Raw genomic sequence first — 26972 nt, 5'->3', positions numbered from 1 at the left:
ACGCCCGCCCCGGAGCGCATCGCCCGGCGCCTTGGCATCGAGCCCGGCGACCCGACCGTGCGCACGGCGTACGAGTTCCTCGCCGACGGCAAGCCCGCCCAGCTCTCCGTCAGTTGGGAGCCCATGGCCATCACCGGCGACACACCTATCCTGCTTCCCGAGATGGGCCCCCTCGCCGGCAAGGGCGTGGTCGAGCGGATGCGCTCCATCGGCGTCGACATCGAAACCTGGCTGGAGATCCCGCGGCCCGCCCGCGCTACCCCCGAGCAGGCCGACTTGCTCGGTCTCAACGCCGGCGACCTGGTCCTGGCGATCGAGCGGACGTACTTCGCCAGCGACGGCCGCGCCGTGGAAACCGCCGACATCGTCGTCCCTGACCGCAGCTGGGAAGTGGCCTACGAGTTCGCCGTCGATCCGCCCCAGTCCGGCTGACCGTCCGCCACCAGGCCTCAGAGCGGCGATCGCTGCCGTCGGTCCTGCGTACGGAGATCACGGCTCAGTCGGACCGGGTTCCCGGGTTGTCCCGGCCTGCCGCGCCCTGGACGCGCGGGCCCGCAGTGCGCTCGCACCCCAGCGGACGACCGTGACCGCGACGGTGGCGGCGATGCTCCCGAGGAACTCCGGCACTGCGTTGGAGAGCAGGCTCACCCCAGCACCTCCTGCGCCCCGACTACGGCTGGACGGTGTACAGCGGTGAACGCGCGTGCGGCAGAGCACCGTTCGGTGTACCGGGTGCCGTGCCGCTTGAGCTTGCGTCGCACGCGCTGCCCCGCCTCCGGCGCCAGGCCCAACGCGGCCGCACTCTCCGCCCAACTCCCTCCGGCATAGGCCCAATCCAGGGCAAGAGCGGCCTCCGCCGGCTGCAAGCCACGCAGCACCGCGGCGATCCGGTGGTCAGAGAACCTGGCGAACTCGGCCTCCAAGTCGTCGTGCGCGCGGATGGGCCGACGAGGCTGGGTTCTCTGTGACGGTAAGGCGTTGGGCATGGTGGCGTGTCTCCTCAGGTCGCTGTCGAAGCGTTCGCCTGTTAATGGCTGCCTGGGACACCCGAACCGGCAATAAATCTTGAACGTGCAGCTGTGATGCGCGCCACGTCGTGCTTCTGGGACGTCTGTGCCCACCACACGTGGCCACTGCGTGGCCGACGGCTCTTGCCGACGGATTGACTTCGCAGGCGGGGCCCTGGGGAGGCTCGTCATTGGCGGCCAGGCGCCAAAGGGTCCCGGCGACTGGCCTGGGGAGGAGATATCCGGTGCGCCCGATGCCGCGTCTGGGTCGGTGCAGCTCTATGACCGGTCGGTGAGGTCCACGGTGTCGTCGATGCGGAACTCGACGCCAGTGGTCTGACCGGCCGGGGCATCGGGGTCGACCCGGGCAGCGAAGTCAGCGAACTTGCTGTACAGGGTGCGGCACCGGGCCGCGCGCGGCAGGGACTGCGCCGTCGATGCCCCCTCGCGCAGCGCCTCCAGGATGCGCACCAGGTTGTGCCCAGACAGGACCACCTTCTGCATTCCGGACCCGTCTTTGTCCTTGGTGATGCGGCCCTCGGGCAGGTTCGGGGCCACGATCCACCGGTGTCCGACCCACGCGGTGTTCGGGCCGCGCGTGTCGTTCTGGTCGTGGGTGCTCGTGATCCAGCACGGCTTCCACCGGCCGAACGCCTCGGTGGCGACGAACGTCCACGTGTCCTCGTGGCAGACCAGGGTCAGATACGAGACACCTGCGGCGGCCTTCATCGCCGCGCCGTGTTCGTCGGCTCCCACCGCGTTGGCGGCGATCGCCTTCTGGGTGGCTGCGCGGTCTTCCTCGCGCCACCGCTTCTCCTGCTCCCACTTCTCCAGCTCGATGCGCCGTTTGAGTTCCTGATTGGCCTTGAACTCCTCCAGCCATGCCTTGAGCACGAGCGTCCCCTCCTAGTAACACCTGATCAGAGTCCTAGGAGTATGCCGGGCAGCCTCATTGAACCGACAGGACGCCTTCAGCCGATCACTCAAGCGTGCTCCGGCCATCACGCGGAGACGGGCCGCCCACCTGCAGCAACGCGACAGCAACGGTTGGCGAGGGAGCCGAATCAGCAGATGCGTCAGAACAGGGTGTCTTGGTCCGGCTCCTGGTGGGGCAGCGGTCCGACATCCTCGCCCCTCCACTTCGCCTCCAAATGCTTGCGCCAGCCCGGCGGTGGAGGCCAGGGAACCCCCCACTCCGCAAGCTGCTTTCTCGTCCAGCCCCCGTCGGGTGTCTGCGCTGCGGCCACCTCGTCTGGGGAGGGCACAAAGTCGACCATGAGGCGATGCTGCCCCACGCGACCAAGGAATCGCATCTTCCATGGGCCACGAGTTCGGCAGGCGGGAGAACACTGCTGCGCCCTACGCTCTCAGCCTGCCAGGATGACGGGACGCTCCGGGTGCCGGCCGTCCGCCACTGCGGCGATCAGGTCGGCAAGCCCCGCGGGGTAGACGGTCTCTCGCGTACTGCGGAGCTCGCCCAGCGTCCACCAGCGGTGAGTCTGGATGTTGTCGCGTTGAGTGGCTTGGTCCACGTGGACGTCGGCCGGGGAGACGTGGGCGAGGAAGTACCTCTCCACTTGTCGGACTTCGCGTTCCCCGACCAGCTGTTCCGTGCTGCGTTGAGCGAGTTGCATGCCCAGTTGGACAGACGTCGGGCTGATGCCGAGTTCTTCGCTCAGTTCGCGCAGCGTCGCGGCGGCATGGGTTTCGCCTTCCTCGAGAGATCCGCCGGGTGTGGCCCAGTAACCCCCGTGCTCGGCGTAGCGCAGCAGCAGGACGCGATGGTCGGCGTCGAGGAGGACGGCGCGGGCGGCTTCCCGTAGCGGCAAGGACGCATTCACGCCGTCAGTCTGGCAGCGCACGGCACACGAGGTCACCGAGGACAAAATCGCAGTTCGGTGACAGCGCCTTGGTAGACAGACGATCATGTATGTGTTGGCTGATCTCGGTGCTGCTGGAGGAGAGCTTCATGGACCACGAACCGGGCGAACCTGACGGCGTGGTGGCAGAGGCCGGCACAGCCGTGGGCACGGTCCAGGCACACCTGCCCTCTCCCAGCCGCACGGTCACGGCCGAGGTCGCCAAGGCGGTCGCAGAGGCACCTGAAGAGCCCGGGAATCTCACCAAACTCGAACTCACCAAACTGGGCCGTCGGCCGTACAACGCCGGGGAAGTCGTGCCTGCCTGGTGGAGGCTGAAGAGCACCCACGAGAGCGTCACTGGCCTGTTCGACACCCTCCACCTGGTCCGGAAGACCCGAGCGGCGCAGAACAACAAGAGCACACGCGGGCGGCTGCACTCCGATGCGCAGGATCTGCTGCGAGCCGCCATCGTCTTCACATCTGCCGGACTCGACTCTGCCGTCCAGGCCCTGATCCATCACGCAGTGCCCGTACTGATCACCCAGCCGGGCACCCCCCGGGACAAGTACGAGGCCTTCATCGAGAACCAAACCAGAGCTGCGAACGTGGACAAGGAGTTCCTGACCGCCCTCAAGGAGCAGGACCCAGGTACTGCGTTGGTCGACCTCTACATCGCGAGCAAGACGAAGGCGAGCTTCCAGGGCAGCAATGATCTCCAAGGCCGCGCCGCCGGATCGTTGGGGATCACCAACCGACAGATCCCGAAAGCGCGTTACACGGCCCTCGACGACTTCTTCACCGCCAGGAACGATGTCGCGCATCGGCTGGACATGGAGAACGTGAGTGAAAGCACCACGAAGCCGCCGAGGAATCTCCGCACCCAGCAGTACGTACTGGAGATGTGCGACCAAGCCCTGCTGCTGGTCCGCGACCTGATCAAGGGAACGGCAGTGAATCTGGCCGCCTGCAAGTGAGCACCGCCGCTTCAACGATGGCGCGGGCGGCTTTCCTCTCACTGCGGGATCCGGTGAGCCTGGGCCGGGCCTACCGAGAGCCAATGGCGACAAGTAAACTTGTCACCAGGTCCAGCGACAAGTAGTCTTGTCGCCATGGAATCCAGTCTGGACGCCTTCTGGCGTGACGTTATGACCCTGCAGGAGCCCCCGTACCGGGAACCCGGCGACGACGAGGTCCTGCAGCTCCAAGACCAGGTGGCGGAGGCTGCTCACACCCTGGCCCGTGCGATCTCGACACGGGAGTCCGCCTACCGGGCCGCTGGGCAGGAGGCCCCCAGCGGCATCGCAATCTCGCCTGACTGGCAACTCGCGTACCTGTACGCCCTTCACGAGATCGAGGGCATCGCCCGGCGCCTTGCCGACGGCACGGCCCGCACTGCCGGCGGCACCGGAGCGAGCTACGCCCAGCTCGGGGCGGCCTGGGGAATCACCAAGCAGGCCGCGCGGCTGCGCTGGCCCGGTGCCGTGCGCAAGCACGACGACACCAGCGGCGAAGGCGAACCGTTCGAGCTGCGGCTCGGCGGGGGCATCGCTGAGATCGTTCAGCTCCCCAATGAGGGAGGGTTCGTCTGGGAGGCCACCGGAGCCGACCGCACCAGCGGTCAGTCCCAGGAGCCGTACGGAAGCCGGATCGAGGCCGCAGCCCACGCTGGCGCCTTCCTCGCCCGGCATGCGGTCTCGGGCGATGACACGGACGATCTCGACGCGGTACACGGCGGCTGCTTCGAACCCCACCTCGGTGCCGAGGGCTACGTCGACTGTGACGGCACCGCCCTCTGAATCCGCGGCGCGAAGCGCGCGGGACCACTGCCGACCTGGCGCAAAGCGAGCATGTGAGACCGACCCGTCCCCCGCACAGGCCGTATAAGGAGCGTCATGGACTTCCGCCCCATCCCCCGCGATCCAGAAGCCTTCCAGCAGCCCGTCACGGCCGAGGACATCGAAGCGATCGCCCTGCGAGCCTTCGGCCGCACCGTCCGTGTCACCTCAGCGGTCGAGCTGGGAGGAGGCATGTACAACAACACCTACCGGCTCGTGGCGGATGGCCTCGACGGGCCGGTCATCCTGCGCATCGCCCCCGCTCCGGAACGCCAGTTCGCCAGCGAGCACGAGTTGATGCGCAACGAGTACGCCACCGTTCCCTTTCTCGCTCCCATCGCCGACCTCGTTCCGCGGGTCCTGGCCGCCGACTGGTCGCAGGAGATCACCGGCCGGGACTGGATGGTGCAGAGCCACCTCGGCGGCACGCCCGCCCCCGAGCGTCTCGGCGACTATCCCCGCGCCCTCTGGCAGGGGTTCTTCGCCCAGCTCGGCACGATCACGAAGAACATCCATGCCGTAGCCGGCCCGCGTTTTGGGCCCGTCGCCGGACCCGGCTACGCCACGTGGAGCGAGGCCGTGCTGGCCTCCCTGTCCGCCATCGCGGACGATGTCAGCCGCGTCGGGCTGGACGCCACGGACGTGCGCAAGGTCGCCGACGTCGCCGCCGAACACCACAAGGTCCTGGACGAGATTACTCAGCCCCGGCTGCTCACCGGCGATCTGTGGACCGTCAACACGATGCTCGCGGCCGCGCCCACGCCGGTCATCAGCGGCGTCCTCGACCTGGACCGCACCCTGTGGGGCGATCCGGCTGCCGACTGGACCATCCGTATGGCCAGCGCCAAGACGGATGAACGCACGGCGTTCTGGGACACCTACGGGCCCCGCGCTGCCACGGCCGCCGACACCTGGCGGGCCTTGGTCTACGAGGCACGGCATCTGGGAGCGATCCGGCTGGAGCGGCACCGTCTCCACAACCCTTCTGGCGTCGATGACACGTACACCTCCATGGCCGCCGTTCTGGCCCAGCTGGTCTGAACGTCGCTGCCGGCCGCCGGGGGACGCCGCCTCGTCCTCCTCGTACGAGCGGTTCCCGCGGACATGTCTGCGCGTCGCGCCGTGGTCGGCTCGGTTACGGCGTAGAGGTGACGGCGTGGACCACGACTTCGACATGAGCCTCACCGTCGCGATGGGCAAGCTGTTCGGCCACCCTGCGGAAGGGTGGCCGGCGAGCACCCGGTACGTGCACCCGTATCTCGGCATCATCGTCCGCAGCATCGGCCTGGACGGGGCTGGTGGATTCTTCGAGGCAGCCCGCCAGGCCTACCGGCGCGAGCAGGAGATCGAGCGGATCGGCGCATACCAGTTCGGCTTCCCCGCCTACCTTTCGACCGAGATGGGCGATGTTGAGCCGACCTTGGCCCTCACCGCGGCCTGGGAGGCCATCAAGGCCGTGCACCAGATCGCCGCCCACCGCGACTCCGGCGCGGACTTCGGGCAGTACATCGACTGCGCCATCGCGGCCTGTACACGCGTCGTGCCCGCGCCGGTGTAGCGGCACGTCGCGCACATTCGTTTGGTGCGGTCGCCTCAGTTCAGTCGTACGGCAGTGACGGCGACGCGGTGCAGCAGGTGCGCGGTGGGCAGGCGCCTACGTGCCTCGCCCTGCAGTCCGGCGAGTGCCGAGCCGGGCTCGGCGTCCAGGGTCAGCGCGGTGCGGTAGATCCCCTGGTAGACGTCGTCCCAGGCCGGGGTGGTGGCGCAGTGCACGTCGGTGAAGCCCGCCGTGTGTAGCACACGGATCCAGTCGGTGTGCCGATGGCGTGGTGGCAGGCGCTCGTCGCCGGGGGTGTGCGGGTGCCAGCCGGTGAGCACCAGGCGGCCGCCGGGCTTGAGGATGCGCAGGGCCTGGCGGGCGGCGGCGACGCGGTCGGGGGCGTACTGCAGGGCGTCCAACGACAGTGCCCGGTCAACGCATTGGCCGGTCAGGGGGAGGCGGGCGAGGTCGCCCACGGCGAAGGCCGCATCGGCCGCGAACGGTATAGCCCGGTGGCGGGCCTGGGCGATCGCGACCGGGGAGAAGTCGATGCCGACCAGGGCCGCGTGCGCGCGGCCGGCGAGCCACAGGCCGGGACCGCCACGGCCGCAGCCCAGATCGGCCAGGATCTGCCGGGAGCCCAGGTCGAGTTGGCGGGCGAGGTGATGGAGCAGGTCGGCGCAGAGGAAGGAGAACAGGTCGAGATCCGGCGGAAGGTCCGGGTCGACCAGGCGCGCGATTGCGCTGAGGGCGCTGTCCTGCCCCTCGGTCGCAAAGAGGCGGTCGAACTCCGACGCACTGGTGGTCTGGTGGCCCGCGGTGTCGACCGAGCGGCCGCCGGGTGGTGTGCTCATGTCCTGCTCCCCGAGGCAACCGTGACGGTGATCTGGCGCAGGATTCGATCGGCCTGCTCGTCGACCGTGCGCGGATCGTGGCCGGTGACGATGACGTGGCCGAGGCGGCCGCGGTTGGACGTCGCCGGGCCTACGTCCGATCCCTTGGCCGCGCGCACGCGTACGGCGGGGATGGTGCGGGTCACCTCCGGCAGGCCGGTGACGGTGACCAACTGTCCCTCTTGATCTGTGGTCAGGAACCGTACGGTGGCGTAACCGCCGCCGGGTGCCGGTGTGATGGTTACCGGCCTGCCGAGGGCGATGTCCCACAGGGTGCGCCACGGGTCGATGCCGAGCGCGTGCTGGATGAGGACGCCGATGTGCCCGGCGCCGAGACGGGCACCGATCTCCAGGACGGTGCACCGGCCGTCGGGCCTGAGGAGGAGTTCGGTGTGGGTGGCGCCGTTGCGTACGCCGACCGCGGCGATCGCCCGTCCGGCCTGCTCGAGCAGGGCCCGCTCGGCGGCCGCGGGGAGGCGAGCGGGCAGCGCGTGGCCGAGTTCGACGCGGTGGCTGCCGTCGCTGGTGTGCTTGCGGGTGATGCACAGATGGGTGGTGACGTCGTGCTGGGTGACGGATTCGACGCTGAACTCGCGTCCTTGGACGTGTTCTTGGACCAGAACACGCTCATCGCGCGGCATGCCGTACATCACCCTGGCCGCGCGGGCGGCATGCCATGCCGGCTCCAGATCTTCGGGACCGGCGACCACGGTGACGCCGGCCGATCCGGCGCCGTCGGCCGGTTTGACGACACACGGGACGCCGACCGCCCCGGCCTCGTGCAGGTCCCGCAGCTCCCTCAGGTCCGCGACGACCGTGGTGGAGGGCATGGTGACGTGGCCGGCCTCGAACGCGGTCGCCATGAGGGCCTTGTTGCGGGCGGCGACGGCGCGTTCGGGATCGTTGCCCGGCAGGCTGAGGGCCGCGCATGAGCGGGCGGCGACTTCGGTGAGGTACTCGTTGACGGTGAGCAGGGCCTTCACGCCGATCCGGCGCCCGTAGCCGGTGATGTCCGCGACGGCTTGGCCGGGCTGGGTGAAGTCGGTGACGAGGCAGCCCGCGAGGAGCTGGCGCAGCTCGCCGGAGTAGGTGGCGAGGGTGGCGGCGTCGGTGACGGCGTGCACGGGATGGCCGGAGGCGACCGCGGTCCGGGCGAGCGCCCCGGACTCGGGGCCGGCCGCCTCCAGCAGCAGGACCGGAACGCTCACCGGTAGTCCACCAGGCCTCCCGCGCGGTGCGTGTCGAGGGTGAAGCAATGCGCCCCGCCACCGAAGAGCCTGCGGTGCCGGTGCTGGAGGGGGATCACGGTGAAGCCTTCGTTCTCCAGAGTCTTGATCAGGCCGGGGCAGTCGGCGTTGACCAGTACCCGCTCCTCGTCCAGGGACAGGACGTTGATGTCGATGTACGGGCTGGTCAGCAGTAGCTCGGCGTCCGTATAGACGGGGAACTGGCCGGGCTCCGGTTCGGGCGGCACGATGAACTTCCAGCTGCGGAAGGGCGCGGGAAGTAGGTCACGCAACCCGGCGTGCCGGGCCAGGAACACCCCGGGGCGCAGGGCCAGGAGCATGGAGTCGATGTGGTTGTCGGCCATCCGGTACACGGTGTGCACGCGGAAGCGGTCCTCCAGGTGCCGCTTCAGCCAGTCGACGGCGAGCCGGTGGTTGTCCTGCGCGACGTTGACGATCAGGTCCTGGCCCAGGCGCAGCACCTGCGCGCCGTCGAGCATCATCTCCACGCCCACGTCGTACGGGCTGGGCTGTGGGTCGGTGATCGGCTCGGTCGGTCCGCCCAGGGTGGTGGCTGCGGACTGGGCGTAGCTGAGGTCGAAGGAGCGGTCGGTCAGGGTGGGGCGGGGCATGGTGGTCCAGCGGGCGCCGGTGTCGAAGTAGGAGCGGAAGACCTTGCTGAGGAGCCTGGTTTCCAGGTAGCGGGAGCGGATGGCCGGGGGCGTCTCGATGATCTCGTCGCCGAGGACGAGGGTGTTGTCGCGCACGTTGAGGGCGGGGGTGGGGGCGGCCTGCCAGCCCAGTCCGGCGATCGGCAGGGCGTCTTCGGGCAGCGGCAGCGGCCGGTGCACGGTGATGCCGAGCGAGGTGAGCGTGGCGGCGAGGTTCTCGACGTCCTCGTGGAGTTCCTCCGTGTACTGCTTGCCGATCTTCCAGGTCTCGGCCTGTTCGCCGGCGTGGGCGGCCAGACGCGGATAGGCCCAGTCGGAGCGGTAGCCGCCGATGGACTCGTGGAAGAACAACTCGAACGTGAGGTCTCGGTCGTGCCCCACGTAGTTCTCCGCGGACCCCACGATGATCTCGCTCAGCGGGGTGAAGTCGTCGTAGCTGTTCAGCATGTGCTGCGTCCTCGATTCGTCGTGTCAGGCGTTGGCCGGGCTGCTGTCGGCGGCCGGGAGGGAGATCTGCTGGCTGGTCACTGCACGGCCGTGGCGGGCGTGGAGCATGAGGTCGTTGCCGAGCTGGAGGGTGCGTTGCTCGCTCCAGCCGGCGTAGCGGTACTCGCCGTCGATGACGTGCTCCAGGGCGAAGCTGCGCTCGGCAGCGGTGAGGACCAGATCGCCGTCGCGCTCGGTGAGCCGGACCGGCACGGGGGAGCCTTCCAGCGGGGTGTCCTGGCTGAAGTCGGTGAACCCGGACGGCAGGTTCACGGTGCGCGGCAGCGGCGGGCCCGGCCGCAGGGCTGGGGCGGGCAGCCGGTTGAAGAGGATGTCGGCGTCGCCGAGCGACTCCTGCCATTCGGAGGGAAACAGGGCGGCGAGGTCCCGGGTGATCAGCGCGTCGATGACCGCGTGGACGCGCCGTACGGGCCCGGTGTTGCGCACCAGGTGCTCGCGGGAGAAGTCGCCGTACCAGAATGTGCCGGGCTGCCACCGGTGTTCGGCGCCGTCCAGTACGAGGACCGCGTCGGGGTGGGTGACGATCGGGATGTGCAGGCGCACCATGCCTCGCTCGAGCGCGTACTTGGGGTCGCGGTGAGGCTGGGAGGCGGCGCCCGGGCCGAGGGCGAGCAGCCGTACGGCGTTCAGCGGGGCCGGGATCTCGGCGAGGATGTCGCGCAGGTAGGGCATCTGGTCGAGCCAGTGGGTGGCGGCGTAATGGTCGGGGCCGGGGCCGCCCGGGTCGGTGCGGGTCGGGTCGCCGCCGGGGCTGCGCAGCGGCAGCACGCGCCAGTCGGTCGGTGTGTCCGGGCCGATGTGGTCGGCGGCGTAGTGGGTGCGCTGGTGCTTCCATGGATGGCTGGTGACCGCGGCGAGTTCGTGCGCGAGCCGGTCCGCGTCGAAGGCCGGGGTGAGGCGGGCCGCCGGCGCCGGTCGGGCGGGGGTCTTGGTGGTGGTCATCCGACGAGTGCCTTCCTGGAGTCACGCTGCCGCGCGCTGGCGGTGGTGAACCGGTCTTCGAGGGCGTGCCAGATCGCGTCGCGCTCGGCCGGGCTGGCGTGGACGGTGGAGAATGTGAACTGCGCCCCGCGGGAGGGATGGTCGACGATGGGCATCGACACGATCACGCCGCTGCGGGTTGCGGGGTCGTAGCCGAGCCCGAGCTCGGCGAGCGCGCGGTGGAAGGTTGCGCCGTCGGGCACGGTCCACTGCGGCGGGATGTGGGATTCGGTGACGGTGCGTTCGGGGGCCTCGTTCGCGTGCACGATGTGGTGGGCGAAGACCTCGTAGATGTGCCACGAGCCGGAGATTTGGGCGTTGACCTCGGTGAACAGCAGTCCCCCGCTGGGTTTCACGATCGCGTCGGTGCTGATGCGGCCGCGGTAGCCGACGGCCCGGTAGGTATCGGCGAGGCGGGCGGACCCGGCCAGCAGCTGCTCTTCGACGGCCGCGGGCAGGTCGCGCAGGGGGACGCTTTCGTGGCTGAGTCGCCGGTCGGTGTAGCGCAGTTCGCCGCGCTCGGTGGGCCGGGCGCCGGTCTCGGTGAGGTGCTGCTCGCAGTAGACCGTGACGGCGCCCGGGACGAACTCCTCCAGGACGACGGGGAACCGGCCGTCGGCGGAGGCCCACGCCCAGCGATCGCGCCAGTACGCGGCGGCCGCCGTGGGAAGGTCCGTGCGACCCAGGTGGTGGAGGTGACGGGCGCCCGCGTGGCCGGTGGCCAGGCTGAGGTCGGTGACGAGCAACTCGTTGCCCACCCCGGCCCCGTTATGCGCCTGCTTCACGACCACTGCCCCACTGCCCTCAAGCAGGGTCAGGGTGGCCGCGGCTGCCTCGCCCGGGTCACGGACGACGGTGCCGGCCGCCACCGGCACTCCCGCCGAGGCCGCGAGCGCCCGGAAGGCGGCCTTGTTGTTGACGAGTTCGCCGCCGCCCTGGGCGAGGAAGTCGCAGCCGGGTAATTTCTCGGACAGGCCGAGCGCCGTGGCGAAGCGGGCGACGGAGGACGACGGCCACAGCGCCCAGATCTCCCCCACCGCGCCCACCCCGCCGTGCTCAGTGAGGTACGCGCGCACCTGATCGAGGGTGTCGGGATGGGTGAGCATCTGCGGGTCGAGCAGCCGTCCGTCGTACGCACCGGCCGGCGCCACAACCAGGTGCAGCCGGTCCGGGTCGGTGCCGGTCAGCGCGGTCGTATAACGCAGGAAGTCGGGGTCCGGCGGCGCGCACAGGACGACCAGGTCGCCGTCGCGGGCGCCCCACAGGGCGCGCTGCGTCCACGCCCGCAGGTCATGGCGGTCGCGGATGGCGGGGTCGATGTGGTTGGCGATGATGATCCTCAACACGTGCTCCAGGTCGCGAAGTTGACGATGCGGGTCAGGGCTGGAGGGTGACGGGCAGCTGGTCGAAGGCGCGCATGGTGGCGGTATTCCGGCGCCGCGCGACTCCGGCCGCCTGCAGGAGGCCCGGGTGATCGGCAAGGGCGTCGACGAGCGCGACCAGGACGCGCTGGGCGAGGGTCGTGCCGAGGCAGGCATGGGTGCCCCATCCGTATCCGAGGTGCCGGTTCGGCGAGCGGTCCAGCACCAGCCGGTCCGGGTGCTCGAAGTGCACGGGGTCGCGGTTGGCGGCCTGGAACAGCACCGTCACCTTCTCGCCGCGGTGCACCGTCCTGCCGCCGAGCAGGACATCGGCGGCGGCGAGGCGGGTGGTGCCCTGGACGGGGCCGTCGTAGCGAACCAGTTCGTCGACGCCCGTGGCCCGCAGTTGCGGCGCCTCGCGCAGTGCGCGTTGGGCCTGCGAGTTGCGGACCAGCGTGTCGATGGCGTTGCCGATCGCCGCGGCCAGGGTGCTGTATCCGCCCTGGAACATCACGCGGGCCGTGTGCACGACATACCGCGCGAGCTTCGGGCCGGCGCCAGCCGTACGGGCGCGGACGTGGCCGAGCAGCCCGGCCCGGCTGCCGGTCGCGGTGAACCAGGAGGCCACCAGTTCGCTCAGTTCCTCCCGCGCGAGACGGCCGGGCTCGACCAGGTCGGGGTTGAGCCCGCCGTCCATGCTCCGCATGATCGTGTCGGACACCTCCACCCATGCGGACAAGGGCGGCGGGCTGACCCCGAGCAGGTCGGCGATGGCGTTCAGGGCGACGGGCTGGGCGAGTTCACGCATCACGTCCCACCCCGGCCGCGGGGCAAGGTCCTTCAGCCGGCCGGCGATATCGCGTCGGGCCCGTTCCTGCAGCGCGGGCAGGTCCTGCGCGTGCAGCGAGGTCATGAAGGCCGACCGCACGGCGGCCTGATGGGGCGGGTCGAGGACCTGCACGCTCAGCGAGGCCTCCGGCACCGTCCGGCCCAGCCGCCTGGGGTCACGGGCGAAGGACTCGTGGCCCCGCAGCACGCGTACGCAGTCGTCGTAGCCGGTGACCAGCCAGCACTCCATGGTGTCGTGCCACACCAGCGGCGCGTGCGCGCGCAAGGCCGCGAGCACGGGATACGGGTCGGCGAGCGTGGCTTCGTCCAGCGGGTCGTACCGCACCGGGCAGGTGGGCGTCACGGCCACGGTGGTTCTCCTTCACACGGTAGAGAGGACGGACCGGTGCCGGCCGCCGACGAGACGCCAGCGGCCGGGACCGGAACGGATTGCGGAGCACGATGCGCATCAGTGGTCGTACGTCATGGCGGACCCCCCTTTCGGTCTCGGGCGGGACAGCCGCCGTGTGCTGCGACATCATGAGAATGGGCTCAACTGTTCGAGTTCGTCGACCAGTTGAGGGGGGTCCCGTGGGGGTCCCGCCTTCGTGAAGGAGTCACCAGTCCTGTTCGCTGAGTGATTGGATGGAGACGTGGAAGAGACCACCGGTCACCCGTTAGTTGTGGCACGTCATGCGGCCGGCAAGACGATGGAGGAACTCGTCTCCGGTATCCATGCCGCCGCCGCGCGGCGGAATCTGCGCTCAGGGACCGACGAAGCACGGGTACGCAAATGGCAGCGCGGCGTCCGACCCAGCGATGAATCCCAGATCTACATCGCCGAAGCACTTGGCTGGCCTGCGGACATCGTCCGCGCCGACGACTGGCCGAACTGGCTGCCCCTCACCGCCAACGGGGTGGTCCCCCTCGGCCCCCACAGCTTTGTGCCCGCCCTGAGAGAGGCCCAGCGAACAGCGATGGAACGCCGCACCTTCCTGACCATCTCCGGTACCGCCCTGTCTGCCCTGGCCGCGGACTGGGCCGGCAGCCCTGCAGGCGCGCTCGCCCAGGCCCACGACGGTAAACCCATCGGCGAAGACCTCGTCGCCTTCCTGGAAGACTCCACCCAGCACCTGGCCGGCCTGCCCACCGAGCAGCGACAGCACACCCCCGCGCTCCTGGACGCCCACCTCGCCACGGTGACCGAACTCCTCGAAACCGGCCGCTACACGCCCGCCCTCGGGCTGCGCCTGCACACCCTGGCGGCCTCCCTCTCCCAGACCGTCGCCTGGCACGCCTTCGACCTCCGCCGCCACACCCACGCGAGCCAGAGCTGGATCGCGGGCCTGCACAACGCCCATGCGGCCGGGGACCGCGACATGGGCGCCGGGCTCTTGGGCGACCTCGCCTACCAGGCCGCCTGGCGCCGCGATCACACGACCGCAGCCAGCATCCTCAACTACGCCCTGACCCGCGTTCAGAATCCAGCCGCCCGCTGCCTGCTCCACCTGCGCCTGGCCCGCACCCTCGCCGCACGCGGCGACCGTAGTGAACACGGCGCCGTGCTACGAGCCCTCACCGCCGCCGAGCACCACCTCAACGACGCCGGTGCCGACCGGCCCGCCTGGTGCGCCTGGGTATCCGAGGCCGACCTCGCCGTCGACTCCGGACAAGCCCTCCTCGACCTCGGTGACACCAGCCGCGCCCACCAGCTCATCAGCGAGGGCGAACGCCTGCTGCCGCCCGCTCGGGACAAGACGAAGGGCGTCTTCCTCGCCTACCGCGCCGCGAGCTACCTCGATCTGAAGGAACCCGAACCCGCCGCGGCCGCCGCGACCCAGTCCCTGCTCCTGGCCCGCCGTATCGGAGCGCCCCGCTGCGCCCGCCTCATCGACGACCTACTCCCCCGCTTCGAGCCCTACGCCCGCGCGCAAGGCGTACCGGAGCTCCTTCACCTCGCCGCCGCCTAGCCGGAGATCCCCGTGGGCTCGTACGGTCACAGGGCGCGGGAGCCCAAGAGGATCCCGACGAACGCGCCGGCCAGGAGGAACGGGCCGAACGGGATCGTCGTCTTCCGTCCAGCCCGCCGCGCGAGGATGAGGCTTACGCCGAACAGCGCGCCGAACAGGTACCCGGCGAAGGTGCCGATCAGCAGGATCCCCCAGCCGTACCAGCCCAGGACGGCACCGAGCGCAGGGGCGAGTTTCACATCACCGAAGCCGAAGCCTCTGGGGTTGATCAGGAACACCACGAGGTAGCAGGCGCCGAGCGTGAGAGAGCCGAGCAGCGCGGTGCGCCAACTGCCGTCGGTACCGGGCAGCAGCGCGGCCCCTCCGAGCCCGGCGAGCGCGGCAGCCGTGAGCGGCAGGACCACCACGTCGGGAAGCCGGTGCACCGCGAAGTCGACCGCGGCGAGCAGCACGGCGATCGGGGCGAGCAGCAGCCACACCAGCAACTCGGGACGGGCCCCGGTGGCGGCCGCCAGTACGGCGCAGACCACGGTCATCACCAGGGCGATGGTGGGCGTGCTCGGCCCGAACGTATCGCCGTTGGTGCAGCGGGCTCGCCCCAGCCACCCGTTCCCGATCCCGTCGAGAGGGTGCCCTGCCGGGCAGGCTGTTCGCCACGGATCCTCCGGCGCTACGGAGAGCCGGTACGCGGCGCGCGGTATGAGCAGGCCCACGCCCGCACCCCACAGGACGGCCATCGCGGTGATCCAGAACGTTTCCACCGCACGGAGCCTAAGCTCCGCCGCGTGTGCGCGTGGGGCTGACCGGCCTCGCTTGGGACAGCAGGGAGCCCGATACGTAAATGCCGGGCACTGTGCCGAGTCCAGGCCCCACAATCGGCGCAGCACACGAACCACCAGGAAGGCGCCGCACGATGGACGAACTGCGTTTCGACGCGCCCGTCGGGACCATGGCCATCGGCCACCGGGACAACAGCCTGATGCTCCTCAAGGAGCTCGGGGCACACAGCCTGCGCCTGCAACTGGAGGTGAAAACCCCGGCGGCCGTCGATGCCGGTCGCGTGCTGATTCTGGACACCGTCTTGTGGGCGCCGTTCGGCAACGGACAGCGGGGCATCCTCGGCACCGCCACGGCCACCGTTGCGTTCCGCCCCGACTCCGTCGAGCGTCCGGAGCTGCGCTACATGCTCACCAGCGCACAGGTGCGGGCCCTGGACGAACACCGCTCTGGCGATCTGCGCCTGGAGATCGAGGTCCGCGCCACCCTGTCCCAGGCGACCTCGTACCCGGGTGCCTCGGCGACGCTGTACATCTCAGTGGCCGAGAGCCGCTGGCGCCAGCAGATGGAGGGCCTCGGTCCGTCCCTCGCCGTCGAGATGTCCGTGCCCTTCCCCGCGGACGACGAAGGGCGCCAGGAAGCCGTCGGCTACCTGCGGGAGGCCCAGCGCCGACTGCGGGACGACGACATCGACGGCGCCATGCTCGAAGCGCGTCGCACGCTGGAGTACATCAAGGTCAACAGCGGCTGGTCCTGGCCCGGCAGCAAACCGGCCCGCGAGCGCACCCCGGAGGAACGCTGGGCCTGGATCCGGGCCGCGCTCGAGGACCAGGCGAGCGGCGCGCTCCACAAGGACGCCGTCACCAAGACGTTCACGTACAGCCGCGCCGAGGCGGAGACGATGATCGCGATGTCGGCCGCGCTGCTGCGCCTGCTTGGCTGACCCCGCCCCACCCGGCCCCGGGGAGACCGGTCTCCTGGGGCTCGCGGTCGTCAGCGGTGATAGAGAGGGCGCGAGCGGGGCGTTGTCAGTGCCGACGGCGATGATGGCCGCATGACGATCACGATGCAGAACTTTGCGCTCACCTGGACCGACCCGGACGGCACCCCGCGCTCCTCCGCCGTCGCCTATGACAAGCCGAGCGCCGGCAGACGCAAGCAAGGACTCGAGGACGCTGGTTGCCGCGACGTGCAGATCGTGGAGACCAAGCCGGGTGAGCTGCCCGAAGCGGTGGCATGACTCCTGCCCCCCGGGCGGAGATCTCAACGTCTCTCCTGGACCGAGCCTGGGTTCAGGCTCGGTCGGTCCACTCTTTGAGCGTGTCGGCGAGGGCCCGTATGTCCACGTCCCCGGCCGTCACCTGCTCGGCTAGGTCGGCCGCCTCCTTGGCGGTGAACCGTGCCGTCCTGCCGCTGGCGTGCAGGTAGCCGGCCGCGACGGTGATGCCGAACAGGGCGTTGCTGTGCTCCAGCGCCGGGACGCGGCACAGCGAGTGGAACAGCGCGGCGGCGCGGTGGTGGGGCTGGTCGTAGATGAGGTCGTCCATCACGCGGAAGCAGTGCCGGGCGCGGGCGGCCTCCAGGGCTCCCCAGTCCGTCACGTCCGGGTCGCCGAGCTGGGTGCGGGCAAGCTCCAGCAGCCACGGAAGATCAATGGTCAGGTCCACTGCGGCAGGTCCGCCCTCACGCAGCGGTAGCGCTGGGCCCGGGCTGCGGGCCGAACCGGCTGGCGAACTCCTCGCGCATTCCCGGCGTGGCCAGGAACTCGGCGCAGCCCTGAAGGAACCGCGCCTTGTTCAGGCCGTCGGCCAGGACGCGGCCGGCGTACACATCCGGATCCTCGTGCCGCTGGTGCGCCTCGCGCTTCAGCTGCTCGTACTGCTCGTCATCGATCTCGATGCGGATTTCCCTGGCCATGCCCCCACGGTAGCCGGACCCGGTCGCTGACGGGGAGGGATGAGCGGAGTGCTCTCCCATGAGGAATGAGTCCGCGACGGCGGCCGCGGTGGTCCCGGCAACCGTCTCGTCTGCCGACCGCGGCCGGATGCGGGAAGTACAGCCCGGTCCCGCCGCAGCGGGCGGGTGTGCTATAAGCCGGCGGACAGTCGTGCTACGGCTTTCCGCCCCCTCACTCAGCCGTCAACGCAAGGCGAGCGACTTGCACTTGAGGTGACGTCTACTGTCGGGAGCCCCAGTAGTATGAATCCCGCCTCACCAGACCCTCCCTTGAACTCCGCGTTGGGGGACGCGAGTTCACAGACCACCGGGACCCGGACCGCGGGTGCCGGACGGAGGGAAAGGTGAGGTGGTGGTGCGATGTCCGACCTGGACAAGCACGGCAGGAAGAAGTGGACCGGCCCTGAGAAGTGGCAGGTCATCCTGTCCGCGCTGAGCTTCGGGGTGGCGGCCATCGCCCTGGTGGGACAGTTCGCTCAGTACTTCTGAGTGCCCACCCGAGGACCCGGTCGGACCGGCAGCTGCATGCAGCGAGCCCGGTCGGCATCTACTCGACCGGGCTCGTCAACTGCGTGAAGGCCTAGTTCTGGTTCCCGCCGGAGCTAGGCCCTTCGTGCTTTACACCCCTTCCGGGGTGAGACTTCATCGAGCTCTAGTTACTTCTAGTCTGCTCGACTTAGCTCGTACGACAATCTCTCACGTCATCGGATTCGATGCCAACATCCGCGATCGTTGTCGGAGTACCTTCTCGCTACGTCCTCCGTACGTTCTCACTGCAGTCTCGCAACACTCTGGCTTCGCGTGGAAACCATCTCTGTGAGCCGTTGGGTGTTCTCCGGTGTCCGCCGATCTTGTCGTCGAGGGTGTTCCTTGCCCTCAGATCCGTCTTGAGTAAGCACGTCCGCGATTACTTCGACGTTCGCCGGCGCCGTATCGGTCACGCCGAAGGAGATCTGGGACGTCTGGATGCCGTGTCCGTACCCCGCCGACTTCACGACTCGGCTCAAGACTTCCGCGCGATCACCGTTGAGAACGGTAGAAGCGGCCACTGACATCAGTCGCTCCGCAAGTCCGCTCGGTACGCGTCGCCCCTCGGATGAGACTGAGGGGCCGCTCAGCGATCAGGGGTGAGGTACCTAGTCACGCGGTTGACCGCGCTGCTGGAACTCGTGTAGGTCCCGGCTGCTCATGGGTGCAGGGTCAGGCCATGATCCCCGGCTGGTGTCGGCTGCGGAAGTGTCCTGGGTGGCAAAGACCTCGGTGAGCAGCGGGATGCGGTCACGGGCTTCACTGAGAGCCTTGAGGAACGGGTCATCGGCGGCCGCCTCGACGCGGGCATCCTCGCCTGGCTCGAAGGGCGGCACCTGGGGTCCGGTCTGGTCCACGCGAGGGACGGTACAGCGGGCCCGCCCCTGCCGGCCGCGTTCGGGCAAGAAGAAAGGGGCAGCGGCCGTTAGACGGCGGGTGCCCCTTTAAGTCTGCAAGGATCGTACCACGTGATCGTCGCCTCGCGCGTGGTACAAGATCCCCTCGGCTAAGGTGCTGCGATGGCCTCCGCTCCCGCGTCTGATCCCTACGCCCGGCACGTCCTGGCTCGCATGTCGGATTTCTTCACCGACGAAGGCACGCCGTGGGCGCGCCGCCTGTGGGACATAGGTTCGGTGCTGGCCCTCGAGGAACTGTTGGAGGCCGGCTACTGGCAGGCCCACGGGGTGCTCTCGCAGTCCGCGTGCGACTGGCAGCGCATCCAGCTCAACGCTCTGATCGGCCCCGATCGGGGCCTCGGAGACCGGGACCTGCGCAGGGAACTCACCGGTCTTCTGAAGAACGCGCTGCCGGATCCCAGTCCTGAGCGCCGCCGCCTCAAGGAGATCATCGGGCGCGTCCGGGGCGGATATCTGGAGCGGTGGGCGGCGGCGGTCAACGTCCCGGTTGAGGATCGTGTCAAACCGGAGCGGTTCTCCCGCACGGTGGCCTCTCACCTTCTCGACCTGGGCTACAGCGCCAGTCACCTCAAGGCCTGGGCGAAAGATCTCTACGATGCGCGCGCCACGACGGCGGATATAGCGGAGAGCGCCGCCGCGCTCGCGCGGACGCCGGCCCGCGCGTACGAGGTGCTGGTGGCGCTGGAGAAGGTGCCGCGGCGGGATCTCGCCGAGCCGCTGGAGCATTGGTACGACAAGGGCAAGGTCGTCGCCTGGCTGCGCGAGCACGGCCACGACACCGCGGGCGTCCGGCCCGGAGGCGGCTTCGTCTACCGGTTCACGGCGCTGGACGCCTTCAGCGCGGCCGAGCAGGCCCGGCAGATGGTGGAGCGGATGACCGCTCGCTCTCTCTTCTTGCGCAAGGACCGTGGAGGGGTGGAGCCCCTCCCCTATATCTGGGTCGCCGGGCACCCGCGGGCTATCCCGCTCGATCCCCCGGCGCGGGGCGCCGACGTCCTGACGCTGGTCAACGAGGGGCACCTCTACCAGGTCGCCGGAACCCGCAGCCGGATCGACGACGCCCTGGAGCTCGCGGCCGCGGTCAACCGCGGCCCGATGGCCCCGGCCGTCGCCGGTGTCTGGGCTGCCGTCGAGTCTCTGCTGACGCACCCGGACGACCCCAAGGGGGAGAACGAGCGGTCCGGGAAAGCCGTGGCGGCTGACCGCATGGCGGCCATCATCGCCTGCTCGTGGCCCCGGGCCGAGCTCACTGCCCTCGCACACCGGCACAAGCCCCGCTCCCAGGACGATCTCGGCCGGAGTATCGCGGCCTGCAGCACGAACCAGGAGCGTGCCCGTCTGGTCGCGGACGCGTTGCTCGCGGGCGGCGCCTCCGCTCTGGACTTCACCCGGGCATCAACGAAGTACAGCGACCGGCCCGCGGCCCAGCGCATGGCCGACCTGGTCCACGACCCCCGCCCGGTGCTGGGCGACGTCACTGGCGCCTTCCGTATCGCGCTGCGCAGGCTGTACCGCACCAGGAACATCATCCTGCACGGCGGCGCCACCCAGGGCGTTGCTCTGGAGGCCTCGCTGCGTACCGCTGCACCGCTGGTCGGTGCGGGCCTGGACCGCATCGTGCACGCCGCGTATGCCGAAGACCTCGTCCCACTCGACCTCGCGGCCCGGGCCGAAGTCGCCCTGCGGCTCGTCAACGGGGAAACCGGGCTCTCCGTGGTCGACCTCCTGGAACCCGCCTGACGGCAGCGCCTGAGCTGCTGCTCGGCGAACCACCCCTTGGAGCGAGCAGTCCCCCGTACGACTGCCTGGGACGCCGACGCGGTTCTACGATGCCGAGATGGCTTCCTACGCGAAGGACCCTCGCTGCACCGCCATGGCCGAGGCCCTCGTCCCGTTGCTGCGCCGTGCCTGTCCCGAGGACGCCGGCGGCTACGGAGGCTCGTACCAGGTGAATCTGGACGATGAGGAGGCCGTCGGCCTGGGCGGGGTGGAACTGATCAGGGCCGCGATGCGCAAGGCAGCCCGTCAGCTCGGCTGGAAGGTCACCACGATCGGGATGATCGGGACTCGCTTCGGCACGACTGTCGCCGTCCAGGACACCCGGGACGTTCCCGAGGAGTACCGGCCGATAGTCGACGCGGCGATGGAGAAGCGTATGAGTGCCGCGCTGGCCAGGGTGTGGGGTGAGCCGGGCGAGGCGCCGGTCCAGCGCGGCTCGGTCGCCCTGATGACGCAGGAGTTCCGCGCGGCTGTCGCCGCGGCGAACGCCTGACCCGGCACGTCCCGCAGGCCTTGCAGATTCCGGCCGGCGCGACGTCTGGTACACACGGTCTCCTCGGGCGGAGGTGAGCCGATGATGTACGGATGGCCTACATAGCTCCCCCCTCGTGGCCGCCACCGGATGGGTGGCCGCCACCGTCGGACGACTGGACACCGCCGGCGGGTTGGAGGCCGGACGCGCGCCGACCCGTCCGTATTCCGCCTGACGGACACGGTGTGCTGCTGCCCGGGCCGCCCGACGCTGAGGGGCCCTCCTCGCTCGAACCACCGGCCGACGTCGCGGATGCACGCGACCGCGTCGTGGTACGGATGCTGGCCCTGTGGGCGCGATCCGTCCAGCGTGACGCCCACAGCTACTACCAGGCCGCGAGCAAAGCTGTTTGGACGGACCGGGCGATCGACTATGGCGAGGAATGGTCACCCGCTGAGGGTGATCTCGCATGGGTGCTCGAGGACGTCTGGGTTCGGGGCTACCGGCTTGTCATGTCGGCCTACCAGATGGAGCGCTGGTCGCGGGCCTACCAGGAGATCACCGGCGGCAGTGAGCAATCGGACGATCAACTGAGGATGCTGCGCAACACCATCGAGCACCTCGACGAGGCGTCCTTCACCGACCTCGTCGCACAGAGGGGCCCGCTCGATCCGAAGAACAAGAGGAAGAAGTGGTCCATCGACGAGCTGCCCGGCAAGGAACTCTTCCTCGGGTTCGATGCCGGCTTTACCGAGGCCGCGTTCGGCCTGGTCAACCTGCGGGACGTGACGACGCGAGCGCGACTGTACGCCCAGCTTGATGCGCCCGACGAGCCGTCGTTCGACGACTACGTGCCCGAGTGGTACGACTCGGGAAGCGACTGAACCGCACCCTGCCGAGTACTTGAGGACGGCATTCTGCGACGAGCCTTCGGCAACTGCCGCGTTGTTCCCGGCTCGCGAGAACAAACCGGTCAACGGCCGAAGCCCCGCACGAGGCGGGGCTCCGGATGGGACGATGATCCAGTGTCCGGGGCTGTTAACGGCAGTCCCGGGCACGCTCTACTTCTGCTGGGCTGCGGCCGCGGTGTCGCGGAGTTCGTGCACCGCCCGACGGGGCACCCTGGCGCGGGTGGCGATCTCGCTGTCACTGCGGCCCCAGCCGATCGCGGCCGTGACCAGATGCAGGCGCTCCTGGCGGGTCGTCTCCAGCTTCTTGTCCACGGCGTCCGTCGAGTTCTCCAACTCGGCGATGTCGGCGCCTACGACCGCCAGCCGGTCCCAGCCTCGGTTGCGCAGCTGCTCACGGTGAGCGGCGGCGGCCTCCCGTGCTCCCAGCAGGCGCCACCCCTGTCGTGCGGCGTTCTCCTCCTCGCGGTCGGCCCAGCGGTCGAGTTCGGCGTCGGTGGAGGTGGACGTGATGTCACCGGCGGCCAGGCGGCCGTGCTCGGCGTCCCAGTCCGGGAACTCCTTGAGCGGGCGGGGGTCACCGGCCATGAGGACGCTTCGATACCAGGCCCGGACGCCCAGGACGTCGTGGCCCTTGCCGCTCCCGTCGCGGTACGGGACGCTGAAGGCCTCGTTGACCTCGGGGTGCCAGTGCTCGTTGCTCCCGAGGTACCGGGTGATCGACTCGCAGTCCTTGGCGAGTTCGTCCAGCTGCTGGCGCAGCAGGTTCGGCCGGTAGACCTGCGGGAAGCGGGCCACGATCGTGTCGTAGTCGACCAGGTCGGCGTCCGCCTCGGGCCCGGCTGCCTTCCGGTGCCGCTTGCACAGGCGCCTGATGTTGCGGCCGGCGTGGCCGGAGTCGGCGGACCAGTCGAGGTCGCCGCCGGCGTCGAACAGGCCGTCCAGCAGGGCCTGCGCAGTCGGCGTCAGCTCCTGAAGCAGCGCGTTGGCGGCGTCGACGTCGAGGTACGGGAGCTCCTCCACGCCGGAGTCGATGGTCCAGGACAGCATCTCGGGCACCGGCTCGAACCACTGGTGCGGTCCGACGCCCGAGAAGAACGTTCCGGGGTGCCACCGCTTGTACGTCTCGCGCGGCACGTCGCTGATCGTCTTCCAGGCCGGGTTCCACGGCTCCCACTGCTCCGGGATCTCGTGGAAGCGCAGCTCGCCGGTGCGGGTGTCCAGCAGCACCTGCTGGTAGTGCCCCGGGCGCCGGCCGTCGAGGGGCTGGGCCGTGATCACTTCGGTCACCGGTAAGGCGTGGACTCGCGGTGCCGCGTAGCGGGCCACCGTGACCTCCGGCACCTTCATGCCCTCGTGTGTCATCTGGTCGTCCTCTCTGTCTCTTTGCGATGGGGTCGGTCGGTTGCGAGCGTGGGCCGGGTCAGTCCGTGCGGAGCATCCCGCCGGCCTTCAGCTCCTTCTTGTGGCGGTCGATCAGGCGGCGCACGCCGTCGTGGACGCCGGCCATGGAACTGCTGCGGTACACCTCGGCGGAGTACTCGATCACCCAGTTCGTGGAGTCGACGCCGGCTTCGGCGGCGGCCTCCTGGATGAGGGCGGAGGTGACGCAGACGCCGGCGAGGTGCTCATCGGCCAGTGCGGCCATGCGCTCGGCGTGGTTGTCCCAGTTCACCGCCGCTTCCCAGGCGGCGTCGTGGGCACGGGACAGCTTCAGGGTCTGCGACTTCCACCGGTTGTCCGGCGTGGTGTCGAACGCTGCGAACGTCTCCTCCATGGCGGCCTTGGCCGTCACGTAGGCGTTCCACAGCGGCGTCGCTTCCTTGGCGAGGGGGCGCAGCGCGGTCTTGAAGCGCGCGATCTGCCACTTCCTGTGAGCCTCGCGGTACTCGTCCGTCAGCTCCTGGGCGAGCTCGGGACCGAGGGTCGTGTGGTGGGCGGCGTAGATGTTGTCGCCGCTCTCCGGTTCCGGCTCCTCGCCGGTGAACGGCCTGAAGACGAACTTCCGGTAGGAGCCTTCGCGGTCCACCCGCACCAGGTGCGAGTGGTGCAGGCCGGCGAGCGGGTCGGTGGTCGTGGTGGTCACGTTCGTGTCCTCCGGAGGGGAGTTGAGGATCGTCCGGACGGTCCCCTTGGCCAGGCCGCTCGCTTCGATGATTTCGGCCTGTGACGCGCCTGCCCGGGCAGCGGCGGTGACCAGCGGGTCCCGGTCGTTCGTGAAGTCGCGCCAGGTGCGCAGCGCGGCGAGGGCCGCCTCTTTAGGGGATCGCTCTTCCATGGGTCAAAAATGTACCGGGCCATTTTTGACCCGCGATAGGTGCTGAGGGGCAACTGGCCGATTTGCGCGGCAACTTGGCGCATCCGGGCGCGACGCGTCCGTGAACCGGCGGAGGAGCGGCCACAGCACCGTGTTGCGCCCCCACTCCGGGTCAATGAGCGTGACCTGCCACGCCGCGGCGACCTCGCGTACGGCCTGGCGGTCGCAGCCGGGCAGGATCCGCCGCACCGCGCGCGGCGGCACCCAGTCCCCCACCCCGGTGTTGACGCGGGAGCCCCACACGGTGGCGTCGACCGCGTCCCGCTTCCCGTTCTCATCGATGCGGCTTCCGGGCCGGTACACCCGTACGACCAGTCCGGCCCCGGCGGCCCGCGCGCACAGGGCCCGGGCAAGCGAGGGGTCCGCGACGAACGCGGTGACGAACGCCCGCTGCCGCCAGGGCCGCCCGTGGAATGCGGCGAGTTCGCTGGGCTGGGACTGGTTGGTGAGGATCCCGACGCCGTTGGCGGCCGCGAGCACGTCTGCCAACGGCAGGGTCTCCGGATCCGGGCCGCCGCGATGGCCGTTGGGGTGGAAGAGCAGCAGGCCGCGCAGCCACTGGGCCGTCAGGACCGCCACGTCCTCGAGCGTCCTCGCGCTCTGCCAGGCGCGGGCTTCGCTACGGCGCCTGCAGCCGGCGTCGCGCCACCGGGCCAGCAGCGCCTGCCCCTCCCCCGCCATTCCGAGGACACGAGTGGACCTGGTGCCCTCCGCCGTCCGCGCGTGGCGCGCCGCGGAGGGCACCAGGGAGATGGCCCGGCTCATGCCGCTGCCCGGATCGAGCAGACGTCGACGCTGCGGACGCCGGGGCGCAGAGCGGGCTCCTGCTCGACGTAGCCGCGCACCAGCACCTGGTCGCCGACCTTGAGCTGACGGCCGAGGGATTGCTCGGCCGCGGTGAAGCGGCTGGCGCGCACCCGGGCGTGCGCCGTCTCGCCGTCGTCGCTCTCCAGCAGCAGACGTACGTGCCCGGCGAAGCGCCTCACCGCGGCGATCGTCACCGTGGCCTCGACGCGCTCGCCTGCCCGGATCCGCGACAGCGGCTTGAGGGAGGCGTCCAGGCTGTTGTGGTGTTCGACGAGCAGGTCGCCCGGCATCGGCGCGGGCTGGCGAGGATCCGGCAGGATCCTGCCGGCCCGGTAGGCCTCGGCCAGGTGGTCCAGGTGCTGGGGCCGGTAGCCGTCCGGCAGGTAGATGAGGGCGCAGGCACGGTCGAGGCGCCGGTAGAGGTCGCCCAGCTCGTCATCCGCGTCCCACATGGCCTGCCACTGCTCGCGGGTCAACTCGTTGCCGGGGATGTGCCGCAGGGGTTCGCTGGCCCGCTTGACCTCCAGGTAGCGCCGGATCGTCGCGACGACCTCGGCACGGCTGAGGGACTCGGTCGCGAACTGGCGGGCGTGGTGCTCGTCGTACCAGGCCGGCAGGCAGTAGTCCGGGCTGGCGGCACGCCGGGTGTGCGCGAGGATCAAGGGCGTCACCGCGGTGGTGGGACGGGCCGTGGCCGGAGATGTAGTGGTGGTCGGGGTGGTCATCGCAATCGCCTCGCAGAAGCCTGGGGTCCGCCCCGGACGGGTGGCCGGGGCGAAGGGGTTCGTGCTCGGAAGTGCTGACGGAGCTGGTGAGTTCAGTCCGGGGGTGTGCGGACGCGTGAGGCGTCAGCCGGTCGTCCACTGGAGGTCGGAGACGGCCATGACGTCCTTGGCGCACAGGTCCCGAAGGTCGGCGGTGGACAGGCCGCGGCGCTGTGCTCCCTCCCAGACCAGTTGGGGCGAGACGGCGCCGACCAAGTGCTGCAGGGTGTTCGCGCAGAAGAGCGCCATCAGTCCGGCGTCGTTGGCGTGGCGGGCGCCGGCCTTCCTGGCGGCCGCGAGGGCTTTCGCGTAGGGGCCGTCGGCCACGGGACCGGCGGGCGTGTCCGTCACGGCGGCGGGCTGGTCAGCGGGGGCGGCGTCCGGCTCGTACCAGCGGTACATTCCGCCGCGCGCCGCACGGAAGGTGGCCTCCGTTCGGACCTCGCGCACCCACTCGGTGTCGGCGGACGGCGAGCGCTGCGCGGTGCTGGGGATGCCGTAGACGGGGACCGAGCCCTCGTGGGACTTGTACTTCCCGGAGTCACGCTCCGCTTCGAGCTCTTCGGCGGTCTGGGACGGCTTTTCGCCGTGGCGGCCACGAGGGCCTCCGTTGACGATGTCACCGGCCGGGTTGACGAGGTGCCAGGCCGATTCCACGGCGGCGAGGCGCGAGACGCGGGCGCTGATGTCGAGGCTGCCGTCGGCATTGCGGTAGACGGCGACCTTGCGCCGGATGGTGGCGTCGGGGCCGTCACCGAACATCATCTCGATGAGGCTCAGGGCCCACCCTTCCAGGCGGGTGACGAGGCCAGGGCCGTTGTAGACGAAGACCAGGTCTCCGTGGGAGAGGGAGGGAGCCGGGGTGGGCTGCTCGGTGCTGACCGTTCCGATCGTGCTCATGTGGGGCTCCAGGAGTCGACGAATCTGTCATGTTCCATAATACCTATGACTGAGAAGGGGTCAAGCCCTTTCTCGGGGCCCGGGGGGGGGGGCCACAAACAGTCGGGGGGGGGGCCGGGCGGCGGGGGGGGTGGGTTGGATGGGGGGGGGGGGGGTGGGGGCGGGC

Annotated in this window: 30 protein-coding genes; 12 read left to right on the top strand and 18 right to left on the bottom strand. The window is 70.0% G+C overall.

Annotated features, from left to right (window positions below; all coding sequences use genetic code 11):
- The coding region (locus ACWGJB_RS38455; RefSeq protein WP_453384686.1) for a UTRA domain-containing protein at nucleotides 1-432 on the top strand (432 nt) is incomplete at its 5' end.
- Nucleotides 433-489: 57 nt separating this feature from the next.
- Here ACWGJB_RS38455 and ACWGJB_RS38450 read toward each other — a convergent pair.
- The 3 genes from ACWGJB_RS38450 to ACWGJB_RS38440 form a co-directional block, all read right to left on the bottom strand.
- Nucleotides 490-648 carry a hypothetical protein gene (locus ACWGJB_RS38450; RefSeq protein WP_390849049.1) on the bottom strand — a complete coding sequence of 53 codons (159 nt, stop codon included), beginning with the start codon at nucleotides 646-648 and terminating at the stop codon, nucleotides 490-492.
- A 638-nt stretch (nucleotides 649-1286) separates the two neighbouring features.
- On the bottom strand, nucleotides 1287-1901 hold the full coding sequence (locus tag ACWGJB_RS38445; protein WP_390849048.1) for a hypothetical protein: 615 nt from the start codon (nucleotides 1899-1901) through the stop codon (nucleotides 1287-1289).
- A gap of 473 nt (nucleotides 1902-2374) precedes the next feature.
- Nucleotides 2375-2848 (bottom strand): NUDIX hydrolase, encoded by a 474-nt coding sequence (locus ACWGJB_RS38440; protein ID WP_453384685.1) that lies wholly within the window; start codon nucleotides 2846-2848, stop codon nucleotides 2375-2377.
- A 128-nt stretch (nucleotides 2849-2976) separates the two neighbouring features.
- Between ACWGJB_RS38440 and ACWGJB_RS38435 the strand changes: the two genes are divergently transcribed.
- From ACWGJB_RS38435 to ACWGJB_RS38420, 4 genes are all read left to right on the top strand, one after another.
- Nucleotides 2977-3843 carry a hypothetical protein gene (locus ACWGJB_RS38435; protein WP_453384684.1) on the top strand — a complete coding sequence of 289 codons (867 nt, stop codon included), beginning with the start codon at nucleotides 2977-2979 and terminating at the stop codon, nucleotides 3841-3843.
- 135 nt (nucleotides 3844-3978) lie between these two features.
- Complete coding sequence (locus ACWGJB_RS38430; RefSeq protein WP_453384683.1) at nucleotides 3979-4665, top strand: hypothetical protein; 687 nt, start codon at nucleotides 3979-3981, stop codon at nucleotides 4663-4665.
- Between the two features lie 96 nt (nucleotides 4666-4761).
- Nucleotides 4762-5745 (top strand): phosphotransferase family protein, encoded by a 984-nt coding sequence (locus ACWGJB_RS38425; protein WP_453384682.1) that lies wholly within the window; start codon nucleotides 4762-4764, stop codon nucleotides 5743-5745.
- Nucleotides 5746-5860: 115 nt separating this feature from the next.
- The gene (locus tag ACWGJB_RS38420) at nucleotides 5861-6262 is read left to right on the top strand and encodes a hypothetical protein (RefSeq protein ID WP_453384681.1); all 402 of its coding nucleotides are present in this window, start codon (nucleotides 5861-5863) and stop codon (nucleotides 6260-6262) included.
- Between the two features lie 35 nt (nucleotides 6263-6297).
- Here the strand turns inward: ACWGJB_RS38420 and ACWGJB_RS38415 are convergent, their stop codons facing one another.
- Genes ACWGJB_RS38415 through ACWGJB_RS38390 form a run of 6 tightly spaced genes read right to left on the bottom strand, consistent with a single transcriptional unit; the run spans nucleotide 6298 to nucleotide 13081 of the window.
- Nucleotides 6298-7098: a class I SAM-dependent methyltransferase gene (locus ACWGJB_RS38415; protein WP_453384680.1), complete on the bottom strand. Its 801-nt coding sequence runs from the start codon at nucleotides 7096-7098 to the stop codon at nucleotides 6298-6300.
- Nucleotides 7095-8345 carry an ATP-grasp domain-containing protein gene (locus ACWGJB_RS38410; RefSeq protein WP_453384679.1) on the bottom strand — a complete coding sequence of 417 codons (1251 nt, stop codon included), beginning with the start codon at nucleotides 8343-8345 and terminating at the stop codon, nucleotides 7095-7097. Before ACWGJB_RS38410 ends, ACWGJB_RS38415 begins: the two co-directional genes overlap by 4 nt.
- A complete protein-coding gene (locus ACWGJB_RS38405) occupies nucleotides 8342-9481 on the bottom strand; it encodes a glycine amidinotransferase (RefSeq protein ID WP_453384678.1) in 1140 nt (379 codons plus the stop codon). The genes ACWGJB_RS38410 and ACWGJB_RS38405 overlap by 4 nt, the downstream gene beginning before the upstream one ends.
- A 24-nt stretch (nucleotides 9482-9505) precedes the next feature.
- Nucleotides 9506-10483 (bottom strand): aspartyl/asparaginyl beta-hydroxylase domain-containing protein, encoded by a 978-nt coding sequence (locus ACWGJB_RS38400; protein ID WP_453384677.1) that lies wholly within the window; start codon nucleotides 10481-10483, stop codon nucleotides 9506-9508.
- Entirely contained in the window at nucleotides 10480-11865 is a 1386-nt protein-coding gene (locus tag ACWGJB_RS38395; RefSeq protein WP_453384676.1) for a preATP grasp domain-containing protein, read from the bottom strand. The genes ACWGJB_RS38400 and ACWGJB_RS38395 overlap by 4 nt, the downstream gene beginning before the upstream one ends.
- 34 nt (nucleotides 11866-11899) lie before the next feature.
- Nucleotides 11900-13081 (bottom strand): cytochrome P450, encoded by a 1182-nt coding sequence (locus ACWGJB_RS38390; protein ID WP_453384675.1) that lies wholly within the window; start codon nucleotides 13079-13081, stop codon nucleotides 11900-11902.
- 283 nt (nucleotides 13082-13364) lie between these two features.
- Here ACWGJB_RS38390 and ACWGJB_RS38385 point away from each other — a divergent pair, with 283 nt between their 5' ends.
- Nucleotides 13365-14681: an XRE family transcriptional regulator gene (locus ACWGJB_RS38385; RefSeq protein WP_453384674.1), complete on the top strand. Its 1317-nt coding sequence runs from the start codon at nucleotides 13365-13367 to the stop codon at nucleotides 14679-14681.
- Between the two features lie 26 nt (nucleotides 14682-14707).
- On the opposite strand, the gene ACWGJB_RS38380 is transcribed toward ACWGJB_RS38385, so the two are convergent.
- Nucleotides 14708-15418, bottom strand: a complete 711-nt coding sequence (locus ACWGJB_RS38380) for a prepilin peptidase (protein ID WP_453384714.1) — start codon at nucleotides 15416-15418, stop codon at nucleotides 14708-14710.
- Nucleotides 15419-15594: 176 nt separating this feature from the next.
- Here ACWGJB_RS38380 and ACWGJB_RS38375 point away from each other — a divergent pair, with 176 nt between their 5' ends.
- Entirely contained in the window at nucleotides 15595-16401 is an 807-nt protein-coding gene (locus ACWGJB_RS38375; RefSeq protein ID WP_453384673.1) for a hypothetical protein, read from the top strand.
- A gap of 111 nt (nucleotides 16402-16512) precedes the next feature.
- Nucleotides 16513-16698, top strand: a complete 186-nt coding sequence (locus tag ACWGJB_RS38370; RefSeq protein ID WP_453384672.1) for a hypothetical protein — start codon at nucleotides 16513-16515, stop codon at nucleotides 16696-16698.
- Nucleotides 16699-16750: 52 nt separating this feature from the next.
- On the opposite strand, the gene ACWGJB_RS38365 is transcribed toward ACWGJB_RS38370, so the two are convergent.
- Nucleotides 16751-17125: a fic family toxin-antitoxin system, toxin component gene (locus ACWGJB_RS38365; RefSeq protein ID WP_453384671.1), complete on the bottom strand. Its 375-nt coding sequence runs from the start codon at nucleotides 17123-17125 to the stop codon at nucleotides 16751-16753.
- 16 nt (nucleotides 17126-17141) lie between these two features.
- Nucleotides 17142-17375, bottom strand: coding sequence for a hypothetical protein (locus tag ACWGJB_RS38360; RefSeq protein WP_240871176.1), 234 nt, complete (start codon nucleotides 17373-17375; stop codon nucleotides 17142-17144).
- A 399-nt stretch (nucleotides 17376-17774) separates the two neighbouring features.
- Here ACWGJB_RS38360 and ACWGJB_RS38355 point away from each other — a divergent pair, with 399 nt between their 5' ends.
- Nucleotides 17775-17903 carry a hypothetical protein gene (locus ACWGJB_RS38355; RefSeq protein WP_275297652.1) on the top strand — a complete coding sequence of 43 codons (129 nt, stop codon included), beginning with the start codon at nucleotides 17775-17777 and terminating at the stop codon, nucleotides 17901-17903.
- Nucleotides 17904-18550: 647 nt separating this feature from the next.
- On the opposite strand, the gene ACWGJB_RS38350 is transcribed toward ACWGJB_RS38355, so the two are convergent.
- The gene (locus tag ACWGJB_RS38350; RefSeq protein WP_453384670.1) at nucleotides 18551-18799 is read right to left on the bottom strand and encodes a hypothetical protein; all 249 of its coding nucleotides are present in this window, start codon (nucleotides 18797-18799) and stop codon (nucleotides 18551-18553) included.
- A 162-nt stretch (nucleotides 18800-18961) separates the two neighbouring features.
- Between ACWGJB_RS38350 and ACWGJB_RS38345 the strand changes: the two genes are divergently transcribed.
- The 3 genes from ACWGJB_RS38345 to ACWGJB_RS38335 all read left to right on the top strand — a co-directional run bounded on the left by ACWGJB_RS38345 (nucleotide 18962) and on the right by ACWGJB_RS38335 (nucleotide 21994).
- Nucleotides 18962-20599 (top strand): hypothetical protein, encoded by a 1638-nt coding sequence (locus tag ACWGJB_RS38345; RefSeq protein ID WP_453384669.1) that lies wholly within the window; start codon nucleotides 18962-18964, stop codon nucleotides 20597-20599.
- A 97-nt stretch (nucleotides 20600-20696) separates the two neighbouring features.
- A complete protein-coding gene (locus ACWGJB_RS38340) occupies nucleotides 20697-21131 on the top strand; it encodes a hypothetical protein (protein ID WP_453384668.1) in 435 nt (144 codons plus the stop codon).
- A 224-nt stretch (nucleotides 21132-21355) separates the two neighbouring features.
- Nucleotides 21356-21994: a hypothetical protein gene (locus ACWGJB_RS38335; RefSeq protein WP_453384667.1), complete on the top strand. Its 639-nt coding sequence runs from the start codon at nucleotides 21356-21358 to the stop codon at nucleotides 21992-21994.
- Between the two features lie 177 nt (nucleotides 21995-22171).
- On the opposite strand, the gene ACWGJB_RS38330 is transcribed toward ACWGJB_RS38335, so the two are convergent.
- From ACWGJB_RS38330 to ACWGJB_RS38310, 5 genes are all read right to left on the bottom strand, one after another.
- Nucleotides 22172-23383 (bottom strand): hypothetical protein, encoded by a 1212-nt coding sequence (locus ACWGJB_RS38330; RefSeq protein ID WP_453384666.1) that lies wholly within the window; start codon nucleotides 23381-23383, stop codon nucleotides 22172-22174.
- A gap of 58 nt (nucleotides 23384-23441) precedes the next feature.
- Complete coding sequence (locus tag ACWGJB_RS38325) at nucleotides 23442-24296, bottom strand: hypothetical protein (RefSeq protein ID WP_453384665.1); 855 nt, start codon at nucleotides 24294-24296, stop codon at nucleotides 23442-23444.
- 3 nt (nucleotides 24297-24299) lie between these two features.
- Nucleotides 24300-25100 carry a DUF6919 domain-containing protein gene (locus ACWGJB_RS38320; protein ID WP_453384664.1) on the bottom strand — a complete coding sequence of 267 codons (801 nt, stop codon included), beginning with the start codon at nucleotides 25098-25100 and terminating at the stop codon, nucleotides 24300-24302.
- Nucleotides 25097-25867 carry a hypothetical protein gene (locus tag ACWGJB_RS38315; protein WP_453384663.1) on the bottom strand — a complete coding sequence of 257 codons (771 nt, stop codon included), beginning with the start codon at nucleotides 25865-25867 and terminating at the stop codon, nucleotides 25097-25099. Before ACWGJB_RS38315 ends, ACWGJB_RS38320 begins: the two co-directional genes overlap by 4 nt.
- A gap of 123 nt (nucleotides 25868-25990) precedes the next feature.
- Nucleotides 25991-26806, bottom strand: a complete 816-nt coding sequence (locus tag ACWGJB_RS38310) for a hypothetical protein (protein ID WP_453384662.1) — start codon at nucleotides 26804-26806, stop codon at nucleotides 25991-25993.
- Nucleotides 26807-26972: the final 166 nt, after the last annotated feature.

The organism is Streptomyces sp. NPDC054813 (assembly GCF_053611365.1).
This window is presented reverse-complemented; position numbering and strand designations above follow the sequence as displayed.

What these genes read in the sequence shown, in the direction of transcription:
- ACWGJB_RS38370 (WP_453384672.1), top strand. Translation starts at nt 16,513, where the DNA reads ATGACGATCACGATGCAGAACTTTGCGCTCACCTGGACCGACCCGGAC.
- ACWGJB_RS38380 (WP_453384714.1), bottom strand. Translation starts at nt 15,418, where the DNA reads ATGGCCGTCCTGTGGGGTGCGGGCGTGGGCCTGCTCATACCGCGCGCC.
- ACWGJB_RS38325 (WP_453384665.1), bottom strand. Translation starts at nt 24,296, where the DNA reads ATGGAAGAGCGATCCCCTAAAGAGGCGGCCCTCGCCGCGCTGCGCACC.
- ACWGJB_RS38375 (WP_453384673.1), top strand. Translation starts at nt 15,595, where the DNA reads ATGGACGAACTGCGTTTCGACGCGCCCGTCGGGACCATGGCCATCGGC.
- ACWGJB_RS38320 (WP_453384664.1), bottom strand. Translation starts at nt 25,100, where the DNA reads ATGAGCCGGGCCATCTCCCTGGTGCCCTCCGCGGCGCGCCACGCGCGG.
- ACWGJB_RS38405 (WP_453384678.1), bottom strand. Translation starts at nt 9,481, where the DNA reads ATGCTGAACAGCTACGACGACTTCACCCCGCTGAGCGAGATCATCGTG.
- ACWGJB_RS38360 (WP_240871176.1), bottom strand. Translation starts at nt 17,375, where the DNA reads ATGGCCAGGGAAATCCGCATCGAGATCGATGACGAGCAGTACGAGCAG.
- ACWGJB_RS38430 (WP_453384683.1), top strand. Translation starts at nt 3,979, where the DNA reads ATGGAATCCAGTCTGGACGCCTTCTGGCGTGACGTTATGACCCTGCAG.
- ACWGJB_RS38330 (WP_453384666.1), bottom strand. Translation starts at nt 23,383, where the DNA reads ATGACACACGAGGGCATGAAGGTGCCGGAGGTCACGGTGGCCCGCTAC.
- ACWGJB_RS38340 (WP_453384668.1), top strand. Translation starts at nt 20,697, where the DNA reads ATGGCTTCCTACGCGAAGGACCCTCGCTGCACCGCCATGGCCGAGGCC.
- ACWGJB_RS38425 (WP_453384682.1), top strand. Translation starts at nt 4,762, where the DNA reads ATGGACTTCCGCCCCATCCCCCGCGATCCAGAAGCCTTCCAGCAGCCC.
- ACWGJB_RS38310 (WP_453384662.1), bottom strand. Translation starts at nt 26,806, where the DNA reads ATGAGCACGATCGGAACGGTCAGCACCGAGCAGCCCACCCCGGCTCCC.
- ACWGJB_RS38435 (WP_453384684.1), top strand. Translation starts at nt 2,977, where the DNA reads ATGGACCACGAACCGGGCGAACCTGACGGCGTGGTGGCAGAGGCCGGC.
- ACWGJB_RS38415 (WP_453384680.1), bottom strand. Translation starts at nt 7,098, where the DNA reads ATGAGCACACCACCCGGCGGCCGCTCGGTCGACACCGCGGGCCACCAG.
- ACWGJB_RS38400 (WP_453384677.1), bottom strand. Translation starts at nt 10,483, where the DNA reads ATGACCACCACCAAGACCCCCGCCCGACCGGCGCCGGCGGCCCGCCTC.
- ACWGJB_RS38355 (WP_275297652.1), top strand. Translation starts at nt 17,775, where the DNA reads ATGTCCGACCTGGACAAGCACGGCAGGAAGAAGTGGACCGGCCCTGAG.
- ACWGJB_RS38345 (WP_453384669.1), top strand. Translation starts at nt 18,962, where the DNA reads ATGGCCTCCGCTCCCGCGTCTGATCCCTACGCCCGGCACGTCCTGGCT.
- ACWGJB_RS38315 (WP_453384663.1), bottom strand. Translation starts at nt 25,867, where the DNA reads ATGACCACCCCGACCACCACTACATCTCCGGCCACGGCCCGTCCCACC.